This is a genomic window from Bacteriovorax sp. As-1 (assembly GCF_058446905.1).
In genome coordinates this window covers 3,237,954-3,256,725 of the sequence record NZ_CP184341.1, presented here as the reverse complement: position 1 = coordinate 3,256,725, position 18,772 = coordinate 3,237,954, and the positions used below count along the sequence as shown (strand labels likewise).

The following is an 18,772-nucleotide window of genomic DNA, read 5'->3' as shown; positions in this document are numbered from 1 at the left end:
AATTAGAAACGGTAAGAGAGCCCAAACTGAACACGAGGACCTGCCAGAGTTCTTGTTGAAACAAAAGTTCCGCCAGCTCCGTCATCAAATTCAAACTCTTCTGATGAATGGTAATAATCCAGGATTGCTCTTACACCAAAACCATTATTAAGGATGTATTTTGCACCCACACCAACTGAGAAAAATGTATTTGTCCCATCAGTTGTGTTTTCAGTCGCCACTCCTCCAGTTGTCGATACCGACTTAACGGAAGCGCTTCCTTTTCCTGCCGTTAAGGCCCCGTAACCGATAAGTTTGTTGACTGAAGCCGCTGAATTATAAAAGTGGTAGTTCGCTCCTACCCCATATTCAAACCAATCACTCGTCGATTTAACATCGTCACCAGTTTCAATAGTTCTCTTGTGAGCAAAAAGTGAAAGAGAAAACTCTTTAAAAAAGCTTGATGAAGTTAAAAAATATTTTTCAATCCCAGCGGAGAAATCAATTGTTGATCCTGAGGCTGCAGTAGAAGATGATGTCGTCGTATCACTTTCAACCGTGCCAGAGAGAGAATTCACATATAAAGTTCCCCAGGCCTCCCAAGTTTTTGAAGTATTTGACGAGTAGACAGGAGCTGATTCTTCAATCACTGGAGCTGAACTTGTTTTCTTAGAGCTGCTTGCCGTCTTAGAAGGCACTGACTTTGTCGTGCCCACTGACATATCTTCTTCCAGTCCCAGGCCTTTTAGTTCGTCTTTATCAGCATCGCTTACTACGATTTCTTCACTTGCAGCGCCGTCTGCTGAATTGTCTTCAACATTCATCGTTTCAGTGCCACCAGGGATCGGCTCTTCTTTTAAACTCTTACTTGGATCATCTGTGATTTTTACCGGCGTAGCGATCTTCAGGTTAAGGACTTTATCCTGAGTGATCTCATTTGGATCAACAATTCTATAAAGCGACCAGACCGATCTTGAAGGAGAAACTTTTTCGGCCACTCCACGGGCCACAACACCAGCTGTGATAAAAAACTTGGCGTGATCTCCGACCACTAAACCATCTTCTCCACCGCGGTTAACGAGTACTGTTTTTTTACTTGATGAAACTTTCAAAAAACGAAGAGTTAATTTTTCATCGATTTCTAAAGCGCTGACGTTAGTGACATTGAAAGCGAAAACGGCAGGCAAAACAAAATATAATGACCTTTTCATGCCTCTAAATCCTCATCCTAAAAATAAACACTCATTCCTAGTATATATTTTAAGTCAGTGACAGAAATTTTGCTATTAATATTGTCATCTACACGGTCAATGACTGACAAATTCTTCATGTCGATATTGACCCCAAAGTTCACACTCACTCCTACATTGACCGTGTCTTCTTTCAGGTCACCTGAACGGAAGCGGTATTTAGTCATAAGCTGCAACGAGGGAGATAAAAGTTGATAAGAATACTCTTTTGAGAGGTCAGGTGAGTAAACGCTGGCACTTCCATTTTTAAGTCCAACGCCCGCCTGGTAAATAAACGAATTTAACGTCAGCGGGTTGTTGATGAAGTAATAATTTAAATAGGCCCCATAGTCCGTTTCTTCAGAACGAGCGTTAAACTCTCCTGTGTCGTACTCAGTTACCCCGCGCTCAAGAAAAAATTGAAGCGACCATTTTTTAAGAGAAGCCGACGTACGTGCCAGGTGCAAGTCATAAGCAATCCCCAGGCTGTAACCGCGTCCCTGGTAATTTGGGTCTTGAGTGTTCCCGTGAGCAACCATTGAACCCGAGTAATGAAGCATGATCTCATGGCCTTCAAGTTCATTAAGGGCCAGATCTCTTCTTCTGATTTCTTTTTCCATTCCCGTTTGAATGAAATAACGTCTTAAAGCAGCATCATCCATATCTGACGACCACTGATCACCATCGCGTTTCATCTTCGCCATTGCCCTCGGGTCAACTTGATCAGCAAGTTTGGCATCTTCTTTCATGCGGGCATAAGTTGAAATCTCCACCCCTTTTTCCGCGATTTCTGGAAGTCCTGGAGTTCTTGCCTGCTCGCTGTAAAAACTTTTAATTCCGTATTTCATACCGTTGGTTTTTTTCTCATAACCATCGCTCATAGAATCAAAAAGTTTTTTATCTTCTGCTTTTTTAATATCACCCAGGGCCACTTGCTTATTGCCGACAAAATACTTCTGTGCCGTCAAATCACCGTATTCATCGCTGTAATAGTTGCCTGATTTTTTCTTGTAAGATTCATAGGTCGTCAAAAGGACATCTGTCTCAGGAGTGACGTCTTTAATTTCATCGCGCTCAAAAATATCTGCTGAGGCCGCATAGGGTTTGTCTTCTTTAACCAGTCTCGAAGGAACATTTTCCTGGTTTTGATCGATGTAATCATCCACGTCCTGATACTGAGAATCCGAAATCACCACGTGCTTGTTTCTCATTTTTAGTGGACGCTCTCTCAAAAGCTCACTGGAAGTTGAAATCAAAACCTTTGAATCGCGCTTAATGGCCGAAGGAATATGGATCTTTCTTAGGATCCAGTAAGACTTACGTGGAAAGCTTTTAACCAGTTCCCCTTCAGCAACCAGGAATACTTTCGGGAACTCTTTTGGCCCTTTTTGCAGGTAAAAACGGGCCAGAAGCCCTTCTTTGTACTCTTCGAGGTTCCCGCGGTCGATGATTAAGCTTTTCCCCGAAGTGGAAATGTCCTGTAAATTGACCTCTGTAAGCCCAATTCCAAAGGCTTTGCCGGTAAAAACACCCATAAATAAAAGAACTGTGATTAAGGCTGAATTTTTCATATTAATTAATAGTTTAAAGCAAACTTGCGCGCCTTCCCACTGATGGGAAATCCTTGCTCTATTGGGTATAATTCTCTATAACTAGAGGTACATTATTCCCAATGAAGCAGGACTCAAAAATGAGCAAGAAAAAGATTAAAAAAATCTACAAGTACGAATGTAACGTGACAGGTGAGACTTTCAAAACAACATCAGAAGCTCCATCTCCAGGAGACCTGATGACTGTCAGCGCTTACTACCAAATGCACCCAGAGCTGGACGACCGTCCAGTTGATGTAAAAATCAAAGTTAAGCAGGAAGAAGAAACTGCTGCGGAATTAAAAGCAGCATTATTATCTGAGTAATCTCTTAAGGAATTTATCATGACAACAATCGCTCACAGACAAGTTATTATCGTGGGTTCTGGACCTGCTGGATATACAGCTGCCCTTTACTCATCACGTGCTGGTCTTAACCCTCTCGTTATCGAAGGCCATGAGCCAGGCGGACAATTAACAACAACAACTGACGTAGAAAACTTCCCGGGATTTCCTGAAGGAGTTATGGGCCCTGATCTAATGGCCAACATGAAAAAACAAACTCTACGTTTTGGAACTGAATACCTTTCAGCAAAAGTAACAAGTGTCGATCTTTCAAAAAGACCATTTCATGTAAAGTGCGACAACGGCGCTGAATTCATGGCCGAAACTCTGATCATTTCAACTGGTGCTTCAGCAAAATACCTAGGCCTTAAAAATGAAATGGAACTTATCGGTAAAGGTGTTTCAGCTTGCGCGACTTGCGATGGATTTTTCTACCGCAACAGAGTTGTTCACGTTGTAGGTGGTGGTGACACTGCTCTTGAAGAGGCAAACTTCCTGACTCGTTTTGCAGAGAAAGTTTACCTGATTCACAGAAAAGACCAATTCCGTGCAAGTAAACCAATGCAAGAGCGCACTTTCAAAAACCCAAAGATTGAAGTGGTGTGGAACACAGAAGTAAAAGAAATTCTTTTCAATGAAACTGGGGTTACAGGTCTGAAAGTTATTAACAATAAGACAAATGAAATCACAGAAAGAAAAACTGACGGGTTCTTTCTTGGAATCGGTCACGAGCCAAATACAAAATTCTTAAACGGCCAGCTTGAACTTGATGACCACGGGTATATCAAAACTCAGGGCTTCCACCCAGATACATCAGTTGCCGGTGTATTTGCTTGTGGTGACGTTCAAGATCCATACTACCGCCAGGCCATCTCGGCGGCAGGTTCAGGATGTACAGCTGCTATCCGCGCTGAAAGATTCCTGGAAGCAGAACACGACAAAAAGAATCAATAAAGACCTTTTAAAGGCCGCCTTGAGCGGCCTTTTTTATTGGATCAACCGACGATTCAGCTTGGTTATGTGAATTATAAAACATAAAAATTCACCAAAACGCTAAAGAATTTTATCGGATTCCCGCAAAGACAAATGGGGAGTTCCGAATAAAATGAAACTATCTCTTTTTATCATAACCTATTCACTTCTTTCACTCACTGCAGTTCATGCGGGCAATAGCCAATTTGAAAACCTGCTGGAGAGAAATGAAAATTACAAAGGCATGGTCGAAAAATTCGATTCCCACGTCTCTACGGGCCAGACGGCCGAAGGCTTTTCAAAATTCAACCAAGCACTGGATAAGTATATTGCTGATAAAGAGGCCGGGGTCACTGGAGAATCAGAACTGCTAAGCACTGCTCTCATTGATGAATCTGAATGCCAGACGTGCGACACTCACCTCAACTTAAGTAAAGATGTCAGTAAAATTATCGCCAAATTAAAAAAAGGTGATGATGTGACAACCAATAACCAGATAGGCGTAGAACTCAATAACCTGAACTTCATGTACTATGTCGTCAGATGGGAAACCGCTGATGGAAAAATCCAATGTGGAAAGTTTGGAAACATTGATGCCACAACAAAAAGATATGAAGGCGACTACAAGTTCATGCGCGAAGAGCTTGTGGGGCTACCCAACGTAGAGAACATTCAATACATACCGGCAGATGGCCAGGAAGTCGTCTATCTTTACCGCGGATCTGGCTCACAAAGAAACACACTGGTTGAAGTACGCATGCTTCCAGATGGCACGGCAAAGATTAGATACTTTGCTTATAAGCCAAGCGCCTCAGAATTAAAACTTGAGCGCATTGCAAATGACAGAAGCACTGTTGAACTTCTTCGCAAAATTAAACCAAAGGCCAAGGGCGAGCCTGAGGGGACCTACGTCGATATCGTTCCAAGTGTAAAATTCCGCGATGGTGCTGTTCCAACAGACGTTGAAGTCTTGAAAGCGAAAACGCAGACTTCCCTAACTGAAAATTTAAACTTTGAAACAAAAACAAAGTTTTCTTACAACGAACAAAGCACTGAGCTCTCGTTAAAAAATGATAAAGGCTCTGACTGGGTAAAAGTCAATGCGACTAATTACACGGCCGGAACAAAACAAATCGTCACAGTCGTTCCAATGTCAGTGGACATTGATGCGGATTCAAAATTAAAAGTAGATGCTAGTGTGAAAAATGAAACTGTGATCCCGGCCACTGATAAGACTGATGGAAAAATTTCCAACGCCCAAACATACAATATGGCCCTTACCGACCACAGTAACAAGTATGTTGACCTCGAGCTTTACCAAAGGCCAATTGATAAATACAGCAAGGTCTCTGTCGGAAGTGAATTCAACAATGATGTCATTGGAACAGTGACCACAAAATTCTCAACTGATACTGCCGGAGCAAAAGCTTATAGTGTCGGTAAAAAAACCGACCTCGGTGACTACGGAAAACTCACCACTTCATTTGGAAGTGCGACGACTTCTGCGGGAGAGCGCAATCGCTTTATGGATCTTCAACATGAAGTGGCCATAGGGAAATCCTCTTCACTTGCCATCACGGCAAGGGCCAGTGATGACCGCACCTACACGACAATGCTTCAATTTAAGTCCCGTTTCTAATCCGACTAATTCACTTTTATTGCTTTTAACTACTTAAATTCACATTGTTTTATTTTTTTGTTATAAAAATGAACAATGGCCCTTTGACATTCATTTTTAAAATTTGAAAGAATAGATTCATGAAAGAGAATGACTCTCTTTCATCCCTCTAGGCCCTAAGTGTTTACTACCAAGGAAGGTTAATGAAAGCACTCACACGAATTCCTATTTTTAGTTACAACACCATTGCCACGACTCTTTTAACCGACACCAAATCGCTGGAAATCAAATTCAGAAAAAAGTTCATCACTCTTGAAGCTCTTTTTGAATTTGAATCTATCCTTGCCTGGTGTGCAAGTCATCCTGAAGTGCAGTCACTTTATGTCACTGTTTACGGTGATTATTTCATCCAGGGAATCGATCCGGAAGAAATGAAGACAATGAACGAAGAGAAACTAAAAAAGATCACAGGAAAGCTTTCAATAATTTCTCAGTCACTTTTTTGCCTTCCTCAGACAGTGATCATGGATGTAAAGCAAGGAACAAAAGGTATTGGACTTGAGTTGGCGCTGGCCGCTGATATCCGCCTTGCTACTGAAAACGCTCAATTTACTTTTGATCACCTTTCGCAAGGATTGACTCCGGTTTGCGGTGTCTTCTCTTACCTTGCTCCATATTTAAACCAGAACGTAGTGCGCTCGCTGATTTTAAGCGGAAGAACTTTTGATGTGAATGTTATGAATACACTGGGAGGCTGGTGTGAAGTGGGACTTCATCCGAAAGAAATCCTGGCCACTATCTTTGCTCAGGCCCCAGTTGCCCGTATGCAGGCCAAGCGCGGTCTTCTAGGAAGCAACTTCACTAATGATGTTAACGCTAAGATTGAAGTTGAAAGACAAATCTTCAACGCGTCAGTGAGAACTGGTGACTACACATTAGAGCAGCCATTTATGAGCCACTCTGAGTTTAAAGAAAAATTACAACAAGAAGTTTAAAAACTTAAAAGCAATCTAATTTCATGCGCCGAGAGGACTTGTTTTGCCTTCTGGAAATCACGAGTGATTCCCATAAGAAACCCTCCACCTCCGGCGCCACATAATTTAAGCGCAAAATCCCCGCCTTTAATCCCTTCCACCCAGACGTCGCGGTAGAGCTTTGGAATCATCGGAGAAAGATGCTCAAACTGGAACTCAGAAAGTTTTTTGAAGTTCTCAGTAAGTGTTTCCATGTCAGCAGCGAGAAAATTCTCGATGCAATTGTTGGTGATTGGCTTTAACTGAGTCTCACAGATATCGTTAAAGCGTGCATTGGTCGTTTTTTCAAGGAAGAGGTTCACTAGGGGCTCAGTTTTTCTTGAACGTTTTGTATTAAGCAGGAAAAGTCCCCCTTTTCCTTTTGGGAATTTAGGAAGAGTGACCGGGCCTAGTTCATTTTTATTTTTAATCAGGATAGGTGAATTTAAATAACTTATCAGCGGATCCATTCCAGAGCTCGCGCCGTGAAAATGTGACTCCATCTGAGCAAAAATTCTCTTTAGCTTGCTGATATCCAGGTTCGAGTGACTCTCCTGCTCATAACGGTCAAAAACCGCTGCAACCAGCGCCCCTGAGCTTCCAACTCCATATCCTTGCGGGATCGTAGAATCAAAATACAGCCCTTGAGAAATATCAAATTCAAAAGACGTCACATCAAACTGAATATTCAGCTGATTGCTTTCAATTAATTGTTTTAAGTATAGAGAGAAGGCCTTAAGTTCAGGATCGACAATGGCAGAGTTGTCTCTTCTAAAAGTCAGCTTGCCGTCAAATAATGTATAAGGAATCACCAGTCCCATCGAGTGCTGGATCATGCTGTATTCGCCGAAGAGAATAACCTTAGAGTAAAATTTCTTTTCTGTATGAGTTCTGCTCATTCTTAAGTCTAGTCCTTGATCTTCACAGGTCCTGGCCCTGTTTCATCGTGAATGATTCGTAAATCCTTAAACTCCATCGCTAACCATTCCTTTACGGCCGTTTCGTGGGCCTTCGGGTATAATAAGTGGATGTTTGGCCCGGCATCAATGGTAAAACACACCGGGATATTTGTACTTTTTCTGTATTCCCTGATTTTCTCAATCAACAGAAGCGACATTGGTTTCAGTAAAATAAAACTAGGCGTCGACGTCATCATCAATGCGTGCAGCATGAGAGCATCTTCTTCAACGATGGAAATGAATTCTTCCATCTTCCCTACTTTCATTGCCGAAAGAAGTTTTTCTAAATTTTCGTGCGCACGCTTATAACGAAGCTCTCTGAAAGGATGGGTGTCCATTAAAGAGTGCCCCGCGCGGCTTGAAACTGATTTTTCAGCGGCATCAACAATCATGATAGAGTCACAGTAGTCATGAAACATCGGATGAATATCTGCCTTATTAACTGGGGCCGCAAAAAGATTACTCGATCCCACCACAGAATCAATTTCTCCCCAACTTACCAGGTAAGGGTAAACAGATCTTCCGGCCGATCCTGAAGCTCTACGGGAAAGGTCAGAAGCTTCTTTATAAAAGTCGTCCGTCTGTGCCTTACTGCCAGTGATTTTTTCATCCAGAGAAAGAAGCGATAAACAAAGTGCTGACATCGAAGAGGCCGATGAGGCAATCCCTGATGAATGCGGAAATGTATTTTCTGATTTAATAGTTAGTTTATAGTTTGTGATCCAGCCAAAGCGCTCGCGCTCAGACTCTAGGAACTTTACAATTTTTGATTTGAATTTTTCGTTGATCTTCCCTTCAAAAAAGAAATCTACTTGTATCTCTCCTGCATCAGTCTTTTCTGCTTCCACATCCATTCTGGTCAGTGAGTTCTTTAGGGTGAAACTTACCGATGGATTGCAGGGAATCTGGTGCGGGATCTTCCCCCAGTATTTTACCAGGGCAATATTTGAAGGCGACGACCAACTGACACTTAATTTTTCCAAAAGAAGTCCTTAGTGAAGCAGATGGTTTGAAAAGCCCATCTTCACTGCATCTTTAGACTCAGCTTCAATTGGATCAGAAATCAAGTCACTGTATCTATAAACTGTGTCCAGTCCTTTGCCGGCAAAATAACTTCTTACGAAGTCAAAATCGTTTTCTGTGGCCACTAAAACGAAGTCTCCACCCCATGCGCCCAGAGACTTAACAGCTCCCGGGAAATCAGCAAAAAGCGCTGCTTTAACCGTCTGCTGGTCAATCGTCTGAGAGACAAGCTCTTCATGCGACACCATCAGCGACTGGAATTGTTTTAGGGTTGAAGCATTGATAAATTCCTGAGTCAGCTCGGTGATCTTAGAGATCATGGCCGAATCAACCGGTCTTTTCTTAGTGTATTCTTTGATGGCCTCGCGAGAGTTTTGCTTTTTCCCCAGGTAAACAAAATAAAGATTTTGTTTAAAACTTGGGTTGAAATAAATCGGCGACCAGTTAGGCCCGCTTGAAACTTTCTTATAAGCAATCGGCCCGTCAGACTGCGCGCACGCAATGTCATAACCAGAACCGCCATGAGTTTTAAATAAAAGCTCAAACGGCGAAATATAGGCCCATTGAGCGATATTATAGATAAGTGAAGAAGAGCTTCCCAGTCCCCACGTTAATGGGAATCCCAGGCGAGTTTCAACTTTTACATCGACATTGTCTCTTAGGAAATGAGGGTTTTGTTTCCTAACCTGCTGAAGAATTTTTTGCAAGAAAAGAGCTTCTTCTGATGGATTCTCATCAGTGCACTTGAAGTGCCAGAACTCAAATGTGCTGTCAAACCAGATGTTGCCGTTTACATCGTATGATTTCCAATTAAGCGACGGTGAAAATGATTGATTGTATTTTACTGAAAGGGACTGACCAACTTTTGTTGGTAATGCAAGAGATAGGGCACCATCTAAGACGAAGTACTCGCCTGTCAGAAGGAGTTTGCCGTGACCGAAATAATACTGGTCTTTTTCCGGACAAGTCTTCTTTAGTTCGTTGTTAATCTGGTTAAGGTTAATTTGATTCATATTTTTCCTAAACGTAGTTCCTTAAGCTGGCAATAAATTCACGCACTGATTGAAATGAGATCACTTCGTTAGCAAAGTGAACCTTGGCCTTCTCTCTTTCTTCTTCTGAGGCTTCAAGATGGTTTAAAATATTCATCAAGTGCATTTTCATGTGACCTTTCTGGATTCCAGAAGTCACTAAACTTCTCACGGCACCAAAATTCTGAGCAAGACCAATGGTCGCCACAACTTTCATCAACTCTTCTGCACTAGGGCGTCCGAGCATATCAAGAGAGACTTTTGACATAGGGTGAAGTGACGTCAGCCCCCCTACAGCGCCAATGGCCATCGGGATGTCCAGGCTGAAGCGGAATTTTCCGTTTTTAATTTCTACATTTGATAGACCTCTGTACTGACCATCGCGGGCAGCGTAAGCATGGCCACAGGCCTCGACGGCGCGGAAGTCGTTACCAGTAGCAATCACCACCGCATCGATTCCGTTAAAGATCCCTTTATTGTGAGTTGTCGCTCTCGTTACATCAATCTTTGAGATGCGGATAGCGCGGGCAAATTTATCAGCAAACTCTTCGGCACTCATTTCCAGCCCTGGTTCATTAAGATCGGCGATATCGCACTCTACAGAGCTTCTTACAATACACTCTGGAGTGTAGTTTGAAAGAATCGCCATAACGATTTGCATTTCTTTTTCTGCATCAGTGAAGTCCGAAGCATCAAGGATCATCTCTTTCCACGTGCTTCCTAATTTTTCTAAGATTGAATTGATGAAGTTTGCCCCCATCGCATCGCGAGTGTCGAATTCCCCAAGAAGTTGGTAGTAACCGGCTTCATCTTTTGTTCTGTCTACTAAACGCAGATCAAGGATTCCTCCTCCGCGCTTAACCATATTGGCCGCAAGAGGCTCAACCGCTTGCAGAAGCTCTGCTTTTTTAAGAGCAAAGAATTTTTCTAACTTTGATGTTTCGCCATTCCAGATGAAGTGGACTTGTCCGACTTTTTTGACACCCAGGACTTCTGCTTTAAATCCTCCGCGAGTCAGCCAGAAGTTAGCAGCTTTTGCTGAAGCAGCAACAACCGAGCTCTCTTCGATAACCATCGGAACACAAAAAAGTTTTCCGTTGATTAATACGTTTGGCACAACTCCCATCGGGAAGATAAAATTTGTCAGCGTATTTTCGCTGAATTCATCAATTGTTTTTTGTAAGTTTTCATCGTTAAGCCAGAATCTCTTGAACTGAGTTTTTACTGACTCTCCCCCACTGAAGTAGTTATCGGCGATAAAATCGATCTTCTCCAGCTTTGAAAGTTTAGAAAAACCTTTTACTGGAGCTGTTGGCATAGAAAGTTTATTCTTTTCTGCGCCTTCTGTTTCGATAGTCTGGTTCACTGGACCTCCGAGTTCTTTATCGTCAGGAATTTCCTCGCCATTTTTAATCCCTCGATCTGAGCATTGGTAAAAGCTTTAAGCTCTTCATAGTTCTCAGAGCGAGTCAGGAAATTTTTGGCCTGGCCGATAATTGAAGAAAAGTGCAATTGCTCCTGCAGGTAGAATCCATCAAGGAAATTTCCGATCCCGCCAGAGATGATGATTTGTTTTTTAATGTAGTCAGGGTTTGCTTTCAGGAGATTGTTAAGAATCGAGATCATTTCCAAAGACGTGTGACCAACTTTGGCCAGCGCTTCGATCTCCAGTTTGTCCGCACCCTTTGTTCTTAGGTATTCAAGCTGAGAGAAATTCGTGCCGCCAAAACCAGCTAACTCGATAGCATCAATAGGAAGATCCAAAAGAGACTTTAAGCTCTTTGGCCCCATTCCCTGCCCAACTTCTTTCACAATAATTTTTTTACCGCTGCCTTTAAAAGCTTCGCTTAGCTTGGCAATCGTCTCAATCGGGCTGAAAAGAAACTTGTCTCCTTCCGGTTGAAACCATTCTTGCAGAGGATTCACATGAATAATAAGCCCGTCTGTGTCCAGTCGGTTCACTAAATCAAAAATTTTATTAATTTCCTGGTCGTAAACAAGTCTTTCAACTTGCGCGATTCCCAGGTTGGCATAAAACGGAAGATCATTTCCTAAAATAGGGCGAAGATTAAAATCTTCAAAGTACTGCCCTGATTCTAAAAGTGTTCGGCAAGACCCAAGCCCCATTCCCAAAGAAAACTCACGGCAAACGCGCGCTAAGTTTTGATTGATGTGACGGGCTTCCCCCACTCCACCTGTCATACTCGAAACCCAAAATGGTGCCTGGATTTTCTTTCCTAAAAATGTTGTGGAGATATCAGTTTCCTGAGTGGGATGTGCAGAAAGAAGAGGCTCATAATAAAAGCGCGAGTCCACCAAAAGTCCATTAGTTTGGGACTTGGCGGTAAGCTCAATATGATCTCTTTTACGTGTCTCTTGCATAGCGCCCTATTTTTATCATGACGACAGTTAAACGTCATTTCTTTTTAACACACTATTTAACTGAAATTACTCAGAAACTATCAATACAAATTCGCGTTTTACGTCGTTTATTACATTGAGAAGCTCCTTAGGGGTTCCTCGCTGTAACTCTTCCGTTTCGGCGTTTAAGTCCATGGCCACAAAAAGCTTCTTTTTCGATGAACCCCACGCGCTTTGAAATTCTTCAAGCACGCGCTTTAATCGATAAGGAGTGTCCATCACAATCGCCGTCGTTTTTAAATTTAAAATATTTTTAATGGCCTTCGCTCTTTCTTCACTGTCAATAGGAAGAAATCCTTCAAACCAAAACTTTCTATGTGAGAAACCCGAAAGGGCCAGGGCCAGACTGACAGAATTAAAAAACGGAGTTGAAGTCACGCGGATTTTATTCTGATGACAAAGATTCACCAGCTCAACACCCGGATCATAAAATGCAGGAAGACCACCATCACTCATAAGAAAAACGTTTTTTCCCTTCTGTAATTCAGCGAGAAGTTCTTTAGATACAGTTTGAGCTGTGTGCTCGTTATAAAGAACAAAACTCTCAACACATTCGCGTGGAAGTTTAAAACCAAGCCATCTTCTTCTTCCTGGTTTTAAATCTTCAATAACAAAAACAGAGTTCTCACGCTCGTTTGTGGCCGCTTCATTTAGAAGCCTGAACGCGCGAGGCTCAAGCTCTCCTTCTTCAGACAAAGGAGTCGGAATTAATGTCAAAGTCCCAGTGGTTTTCATGGGCGTGAAGGTAGCAAAACCCCTTGCAAATTAAAAGAATAAAGAGGGCCCTGTGAAAAACCAACTTAGTGGGCTTGACATTTTTGCGAATGGCTTGCAATATTCAAGCATATGAAAAATGCAAATGAATCGCAAAGCAAACTCCCCGTTACCGTCCTTTCAGGCTTTTTAGGTGCAGGAAAGACAACCCTCTTAAACCATATTCTCCATGAAAATCATGGGCTTAAGATCGCCGTGATCGTCAATGATATGAGCGAAGTCAATATCGACGCCGGCATCGTCCGAACCTAGGAAAAACTGGTGGAAATGAGCAATGGCTGTATCTGCTGCACGCTCAGAGAAGACCTTTTAGTAGAAATAAAAAAACTCGCGACCGAAAAAGCGTTTGATTACCTGGTTATTGAGTCCACTGGAATCAGTGAACCCATTCCCGTGGCCGAAACATTCACCTTTGAAGATGAAAACGGAAACTCGCTCTCGCAGTTTGCGAAGCTCGACACCATGGTCACTGTGGTTGATGGCCACAATTTCTTCCGCGACTATATGGAAGCAGTCGACTTGAAAGAGAGGAAAATTGAGCTTTCAGAAAACGATGAAAGAACGATCACTGATCTTCTTATTTCACAAATTGAATTTGCTGATGTCCTGATTATGAACAAGATGGACCTGGTCAATCCAGAGGAGAAATCGCGCTTAATCGGCATCCTGAAAAAACTAAATCCCAAAGCAAAAATCATTGAGGCCCACAAGTCTCAAGTAGATGTAAAAGAAATTTTAAACACCAATCTTTTTAATTTTGAAGAGGCCATGAACAATCCTGGATGGATGATGGAGCTGCGTGGGCATGAAACAAAAGAGACTGAAGAATACGGAATTTCTAGTTTTGTTTTTAGAGAGCAAAGACCATTTCACCCAGAGAGACTGTGGGATGTTTTAACTTCACTGCCCAAAGAAGTTGTCCGCTCGAAAGGATTTTTCTGGGTGGCCACTAAGCCTGAAATCGTCGCTCTTTGGTCACAGGCGGGAAGAACCAGTACACTTGAGGCCAGAGGAGCATGGCTTGCTTCTATGGATATGAGCGAATGGGAAGTCGATGAAGAAGAACTCGCTCAGGTAAAAAAGAACTGGCACAAAGATTACGGCGACCGCGTTCAGGAGATCGTTTTCATTGGACAGAAATTTTTAAATTCGTCTTTAAAAGAAGACTTAATAAAAAGACTCAACGACGCTCTTTTAGATAAGAGTGAGCTCGTTCTCGGAAAAGATTTCTGGACAAGCAACTTTAAGGATTCAGCAATCAATCATTATCTCAGCGCTGAGTAATCCCGTAACTTCCTCAGCACTGATGACATAAATTGGCCATGGACGTAACCCCCATGGCCTTTTTTTTGGACTTTTAAGACTTTTTCCTCCATAACCTTTTTATGGAACAAACCGCACAATTCTATCTCATCTACCCTCTTGGTCTGGTTGACCAGGGTCTTGATGAACTAAAAGAAAAATGGGAGCTGCATTTTAAAGATTGCTCTCTTTCAATTCTTTCTGTTGATGAAGGTGGAATTCTTTTATCGGCCACAACGCTACAAGGATTTCTACTCAATCATCTGCTTCGCACTCCCACTCGTATCCTTATGAGGATTGCTGAATTTAAGGCCCGCGATTTTCCAAAACTCTTTCAAAAGATTTCTAAAATCCCATGGAAATCGCTCATGATCGGACAGGCCCCTGAAGTGGTGGCCGCAGCGACAAACTCAAGGCTTTTTGACTCGAGAAAAATTGCCAAGGCCATTCAGGATGGAATTCTTGAGAGCTACCGCAAGCAACCAGTTAAGAAAAAATACCTCGATCACTTAGAGGCCAATAAAACGGCAGAGCTTCCAAAAATTTACTACCGCGCAGTCGATGACGTGATCACTATCAGCCTCGATACAACCGGTGAAATCCTTCACAAACGTGGGGATAAAATCTATACAGGTCTTGCTCCCATTAGAGAAAACCTGGCGGCCCTGCTTCTAATGGCCACGACTAAAAACCTTCCACCCAATATTTCTAAAGAAGAGCTGACCCTCATTGACCCGATGTCTGGCTCGGGGACATTTCTCATTGAAGGGCATGATTATTTTTCTGTGAACACTGAAAGAGAGTTTGCTTATCAGCACACTCCTCTTTGGATTGATGTGGCCCTAAAGAAAAAAGTCATGGAAGAACTTCAAGGAAGACCTTCTCCTTTTGCTAAACTTCAAGGATTTGAAATCAATCCAGAGGTGATTGATCTGGCCCGCAAAAATGCCGAAGGCAAAAAGATTGACTTCACTCAAAGCGACCTTTTCTCAGAGGAAAATTCTCTCGTTGGAAAAAATGTGGTGGTGATTAACCCGCCATACGGTCTGCGAGTTGGTGAAAAAGAAGAGATCGATCTAGATTATTATAAAAAGATCATCTCGATGATCAAAAAAAAATACCAACCGGTTCGTTTAGGGATCATCATTCCGGAAGAGCACAAATTCACTCCAAAAAAAGAGGAACTCATCGCCCGCCTTCCTTTTAAAAATGGCGGGCTTCCAGTTGTCTTTTATATCTTAACTTAAACATCCAAGCGCGGGAAAGTGATTTTTAAAACGACCCCACCACCCGGGTTATTGTCAATTTTCATCTCGGCCGAATGGATTTCACAAATCTTGTTCATAATCACAGCGCCAAGACCTACTGAAATTTTTCCTTCAGTGTTTTCATTAATTCTTCTCGTTGCCCTTTTTTTACCAAAAGTACTAATTTCTTCCTGAGTCAGTCCCTGCCCATCATTAGTGATTTCAATGGAAATATTCTTTAAGTCCACTTCAACAATTCTCACACTCACCATGCTGCTGGCATTTTCTGCGGCGTTAGAAAGTGCATTTTTCATCAAGCGCTGGAACAAGTGCTGGTCTGCTTTAACAAAATAAAATTCATTATACACAAAAGCGATCTTCACTTTTTTATGAGTTTCATTGGCCACTTGGACTTCGTGCTGGATGACATCGTTAACATCGACAGTAGAAAATTTCCCGCGGTATTTTAAATCGTGCACGCCGGATAAAAAAAGCAAGTCTTCGACCAAGTGGTGGAAGTAATCAACTTCTTTTAGTGTCATCTCCAGGCTTTCCTGTCTGATTTCACCACTCATGCGCTCACCTTGATAAAGAAGGCTCTCAAGCATACTTTTCATTGAGGCCACAGGTGTTCTTAAGTCATGGGCCAGCTCTTGAAGCAGCTTTCTTCTTAAATTATCTACATCGCGAAGATCAACAACGAGTTTTTCAATCTCGTCGGCCATCTGGTTAAACTCCAGCATAAGTTCAGAAGCTTCATCAATTTTTGTAATGGGAAATCTCGCCTTTAAATCACCCAGCTTAAGCGCGCGCAGGACTTCTCCCGCTTTCTGAGCTTGGCGTTTTAAGAAATAAAGGACAAGTAATGAAGACGCCGTGATAACAAATAAAATGATCACAAAAGTTAAAACCAGAGGGATCATCACCATTGGAAGAGGTCTTCCTCCAATATCGATTCGTGGGCCAGGAGGTCCACTACCAGGGCCTCCGGGTCCACCCGGTCCGCCAGGAGGAGGGCCAAATTTTCCAGGGCCACCTGGATCAAATTTAAAAACTAAAAAGTGTTCCCCATCATAGTTATAAACCTGGTCTTTAAATCTTTTTACATCAGAAACATTTCCTTGGATTTCTAAATACTCACCCACATTCTGGGGAAGAGTAAATTTGGCCTCTTCGCGAGTCACAACAGAAATAGACACCGGAGGTTTTCCTCTACCTCTTCTATCTGGGCCTGGCCCTCTGTCTTCACGCGAGACATCCTGAAAATTGTTGTATTCAGCAACTATTTCTTCAATAGGCATTTGGGTTTTTTTAGCGATCAACTCAATTGTTCTCAAAGACTCGTACATGAAATGTCCTTCCATGCGTTTTTCCTGAGAGCTTAAGATGAGGTGTGTTCCTAAAAATCCAAGCCCTACGGCCAGAAAGCTGATGACGAAGGAAGCGAGAATAAATTTAACAAGGAGTTTTTTATTTTTACTGACCATAACCTACTCGATAATCTCCAGTTTATATCCCACTCCATAAACTGAGCGGATCTGGATTTTGCTGACTTCATTGGCCTTCAGTTGTTTTCTAATATGGCTGATATGAGAGTCGATCGAGCGATCGAAGATCTCTCCACCTTTGCCTAAAAATTCCATTAAGCGGTCGCGGGTCACGATTTTTTCCGCATTCATTGAGAGGCAATAAAGTAATTGGATTTCTGTATTGTTGAGATCAATTTTTTTTCACCTAAGCGCACTTCGCGCTTTTCCAAATCAATCTTTAAATCGCGATAAGCAGTATTGGATTTAGACCCGGTCACATCGCGAGTGTGGGCCTTAATCCTAGCAAGCAATTCCCTTTGGCTAAAAGGCTTTCTTAAAAAATCATTTCCTCCGGCATCGAAGGCCATAAGTAATGAGTCTTCGTCAGTCTGTGCTGTGAGAAAGATAATAGGTGTTTTTTGAAAATCAGCTCGCAGTTCCTTACAAAGACTGATCCCATTTCCATCTGGAAGCCCAATGTCTAAAAGAATGCATTGGAATTCATTGTTAGCAATCAGATCGTGAGTCTCCTGAACACTTTTACACCAAAGGACTTTAAAAGATTCAAGCTCCAACGTCGTTTTTATACTTCTTCCTAAAATTGGATCGTCTTCAACTAAAAGTACTAACATTCTTTAATTCCCCATTTGTGCAAAAGATGATGTTCCCATATAAGGAATCCCAATTTGTGAGCCATATGTGGCATAGTAGCTGTTGCCACTATAAGGATTCATCATCGAGTTGCCATAAGTATAACTAGAATTCATATCTGGGGCCATAAAGTTGTAACCGGCCGTATTCGACGGAAATGGATTAATCTGTAAGCGTTCATTCCCATATCCGCCCATATTCATCAGGTTCATACTTCCCATCTGCATACCAGAAGACTGCCCCATATTTTGAAAATTGTTCATCATCTGCTGGCCTATCGCTGAGGCCATTTGAGAAACATTCGACGATGATCCACCCATGTTCATATTCATGCCCATGCCTTCGCCTCTGCCTTGGCGACCTTTGCTTTTTCCTTCGGCCATTTTTGGACGTTCTTCTTCTTTATCTTTATCTTTATCTTTTGAAAGACGATCACGCATTTCCTCATTGGGTCTTCCTTGGGCCATTTCTTTTTTTAATTCTTCTTTAAGCTCATTCTTAAGTTCATTGCGGAGCTCTGACTTCATACGTTTAAACTCTTCTTCAGTCAGGATGATTTTTGTCACTTTCGCTGAATCTTTCATTGAGTCAGTTGTGACTTTCTCAAGAATAGGTTGAGACTTTGCGCCTTCGCATTTCACATCGGCCTTAGCAACTGTTGTTTTTTCTTTCTTTTTATTTTCAAGGATATTTTTGATGGCCTTAAGTAGGTCAAACTGAGCAATCTCTCTTTCTTCCTTCATTTTTTCAAAATCAGGACGAGTGCCGTTTTTTCTCATCTCATCCATTTTCTTTTTGCGCTCTTCCTGAACTTTAGCAAAATGATCTTTGATTTCTTTTGAGTCTCTATTTTCAGTAAACAGTTTTTGAAACTCTTTTGCTTCAGCTTCATCTTTGAAAAGTTTATTTTTTGAGTCGTAAGTGAACTTTAAATCTTCAAGTGACTCTTCAGGAGGTCTCCCCATTTCCATGCCAGGAGTTCTCATTGGTGGTGGTGTTAGAGATTCAGCTTTTGCTGATACTGAGAAAAGAAGGATTGTTAAAATCAACAGTCCGTTTGCCATAATAACTCCCGAAGTTTTGTTATTTTT

The 18,772-nt window shown here is 42.0% G+C and carries 17 protein-coding genes and 1 pseudogene; 6 read left to right on the top strand and 12 right to left on the bottom strand.

The genetic code is table 11. From position 1 onward, the window contains the following. Positions 1-2: 2 nt before the first annotated feature. Positions 3-1,190: an outer membrane beta-barrel protein gene (locus tag ACN20O_RS16550; RefSeq protein ID WP_102243456.1), complete on the bottom strand. Its 1,188-nt coding sequence runs from the start codon at positions 1,188-1,190 to the stop codon at positions 3-5. Positions 1,191-1,207: 17 nt separating this feature from the next. Next, positions 1,208-2,779: a hypothetical protein gene (locus tag ACN20O_RS16545; protein WP_491635232.1), complete on the bottom strand. Its 1,572-nt coding sequence runs from the start codon at positions 2,777-2,779 to the stop codon at positions 1,208-1,210. Between the two features lie 119 nt (positions 2,780-2,898). Between ACN20O_RS16545 and ACN20O_RS16540 the strand changes: the two genes are divergently transcribed. The 4 genes from ACN20O_RS16540 to ACN20O_RS16525 all read left to right on the top strand — a co-directional run bounded on the left by ACN20O_RS16540 (position 2,899) and on the right by ACN20O_RS16525 (position 6,726). Next, positions 2,899-3,123: a hypothetical protein gene (locus tag ACN20O_RS16540; protein WP_102243454.1), complete on the top strand. Its 225-nt coding sequence runs from the start codon at positions 2,899-2,901 to the stop codon at positions 3,121-3,123. A gap of 18 nt (positions 3,124-3,141) precedes the next feature. Next, positions 3,142-4,095 (top strand): thioredoxin-disulfide reductase, encoded by a 954-nt coding sequence (gene trxB, locus ACN20O_RS16535; RefSeq protein WP_166637353.1) that lies wholly within the window; start codon positions 3,142-3,144, stop codon positions 4,093-4,095. Between the two features lie 151 nt (positions 4,096-4,246). Continuing rightward, complete coding sequence (locus ACN20O_RS16530; RefSeq protein WP_491635229.1) at positions 4,247-5,752, top strand: hypothetical protein; 1,506 nt, start codon at positions 4,247-4,249, stop codon at positions 5,750-5,752. Positions 5,753-5,934: 182 nt separating this feature from the next. Then, entirely contained in the window at positions 5,935-6,726 is a 792-nt protein-coding gene (locus tag ACN20O_RS16525) for an enoyl-CoA hydratase-related protein (protein WP_491635227.1), read from the top strand. On the opposite strand, the gene ACN20O_RS16520 is transcribed toward ACN20O_RS16525, so the two are convergent. The 6 genes from ACN20O_RS16520 to ACN20O_RS16495 form a co-directional block, all read right to left on the bottom strand. Beyond that, positions 6,723-7,643, bottom strand: coding sequence for a mevalonate kinase family protein (locus ACN20O_RS16520; RefSeq protein ID WP_491635225.1), 921 nt, complete (start codon positions 7,641-7,643; stop codon positions 6,723-6,725). The genes ACN20O_RS16525 and ACN20O_RS16520 overlap by 4 nt on opposite strands. A gap of 8 nt (positions 7,644-7,651) precedes the next feature. Further along, entirely contained in the window at positions 7,652-8,686 is a 1,035-nt protein-coding gene (locus tag ACN20O_RS16515; RefSeq protein WP_491635223.1) for a diphosphomevalonate decarboxylase, read from the bottom strand. 9 nt (positions 8,687-8,695) lie between these two features. Then, a complete protein-coding gene (locus tag ACN20O_RS16510) occupies positions 8,696-9,739 on the bottom strand; it encodes a GYDIA family GHMP kinase (protein WP_491635221.1) in 1,044 nt (347 codons plus the stop codon). 7 nt (positions 9,740-9,746) lie between these two features. After that, positions 9,747-11,075 carry a hydroxymethylglutaryl-CoA reductase, degradative gene (locus ACN20O_RS16505; protein ID WP_491639297.1) on the bottom strand — a complete coding sequence of 443 codons (1,329 nt, stop codon included), beginning with the start codon at positions 11,073-11,075 and terminating at the stop codon, positions 9,747-9,749. Positions 11,076-11,119: 44 nt separating this feature from the next. Continuing rightward, on the bottom strand, positions 11,120-12,139 hold the full coding sequence (locus tag ACN20O_RS16500; protein WP_491635219.1) for a beta/alpha barrel domain-containing protein: 1,020 nt from the start codon (positions 12,137-12,139) through the stop codon (positions 11,120-11,122). A 66-nt stretch (positions 12,140-12,205) separates the two neighbouring features. Beyond that, positions 12,206-12,913, bottom strand: a complete 708-nt coding sequence (locus ACN20O_RS16495) for an SAM-dependent methyltransferase (protein WP_102243448.1) — start codon at positions 12,911-12,913, stop codon at positions 12,206-12,208. A 111-nt stretch (positions 12,914-13,024) separates the two neighbouring features. Here ACN20O_RS16495 and ACN20O_RS16490 point away from each other — a divergent pair. Together ACN20O_RS16490 and ACN20O_RS16485 are read left to right on the top strand one after the other, a co-directional pair. Then, positions 13,025-14,236 (top strand): annotated as a pseudogene (locus ACN20O_RS16490) (GTP-binding protein). A 101-nt stretch (positions 14,237-14,337) separates the two neighbouring features. Continuing rightward, positions 14,338-15,501: a THUMP domain-containing class I SAM-dependent RNA methyltransferase gene (locus ACN20O_RS16485; RefSeq protein ID WP_491635217.1), complete on the top strand. Its 1,164-nt coding sequence runs from the start codon at positions 14,338-14,340 to the stop codon at positions 15,499-15,501. On the opposite strand, the gene ACN20O_RS16480 is transcribed toward ACN20O_RS16485, so the two are convergent. The 4 genes from ACN20O_RS16480 to ACN20O_RS16465 are packed head-to-tail and all read right to left on the bottom strand — an operon-like array spanning position 15,498 to position 18,745. Next, positions 15,498-16,988 carry a sensor histidine kinase gene (locus ACN20O_RS16480; RefSeq protein WP_491635215.1) on the bottom strand — a complete coding sequence of 497 codons (1,491 nt, stop codon included), beginning with the start codon at positions 16,986-16,988 and terminating at the stop codon, positions 15,498-15,500. The genes ACN20O_RS16485 and ACN20O_RS16480 overlap by 4 nt on opposite strands. A 3-nt stretch (positions 16,989-16,991) precedes the next feature. Continuing rightward, positions 16,992-17,180 carry a winged helix-turn-helix domain-containing protein gene (locus ACN20O_RS16475; RefSeq protein WP_491635213.1) on the bottom strand — a complete coding sequence of 63 codons (189 nt, stop codon included), beginning with the start codon at positions 17,178-17,180 and terminating at the stop codon, positions 16,992-16,994. Next, entirely contained in the window at positions 17,177-17,662 is a 486-nt protein-coding gene (locus ACN20O_RS16470) for a response regulator transcription factor (protein WP_491635211.1), read from the bottom strand. The genes ACN20O_RS16475 and ACN20O_RS16470 overlap by 4 nt, the downstream gene beginning before the upstream one ends. A gap of 3 nt (positions 17,663-17,665) precedes the next feature. Beyond that, on the bottom strand, positions 17,666-18,745 hold the full coding sequence (locus ACN20O_RS16465) for a hypothetical protein (RefSeq protein WP_491635209.1): 1,080 nt from the start codon (positions 18,743-18,745) through the stop codon (positions 17,666-17,668). Between the last annotated feature and the right edge of the window lie 27 nt (positions 18,746-18,772).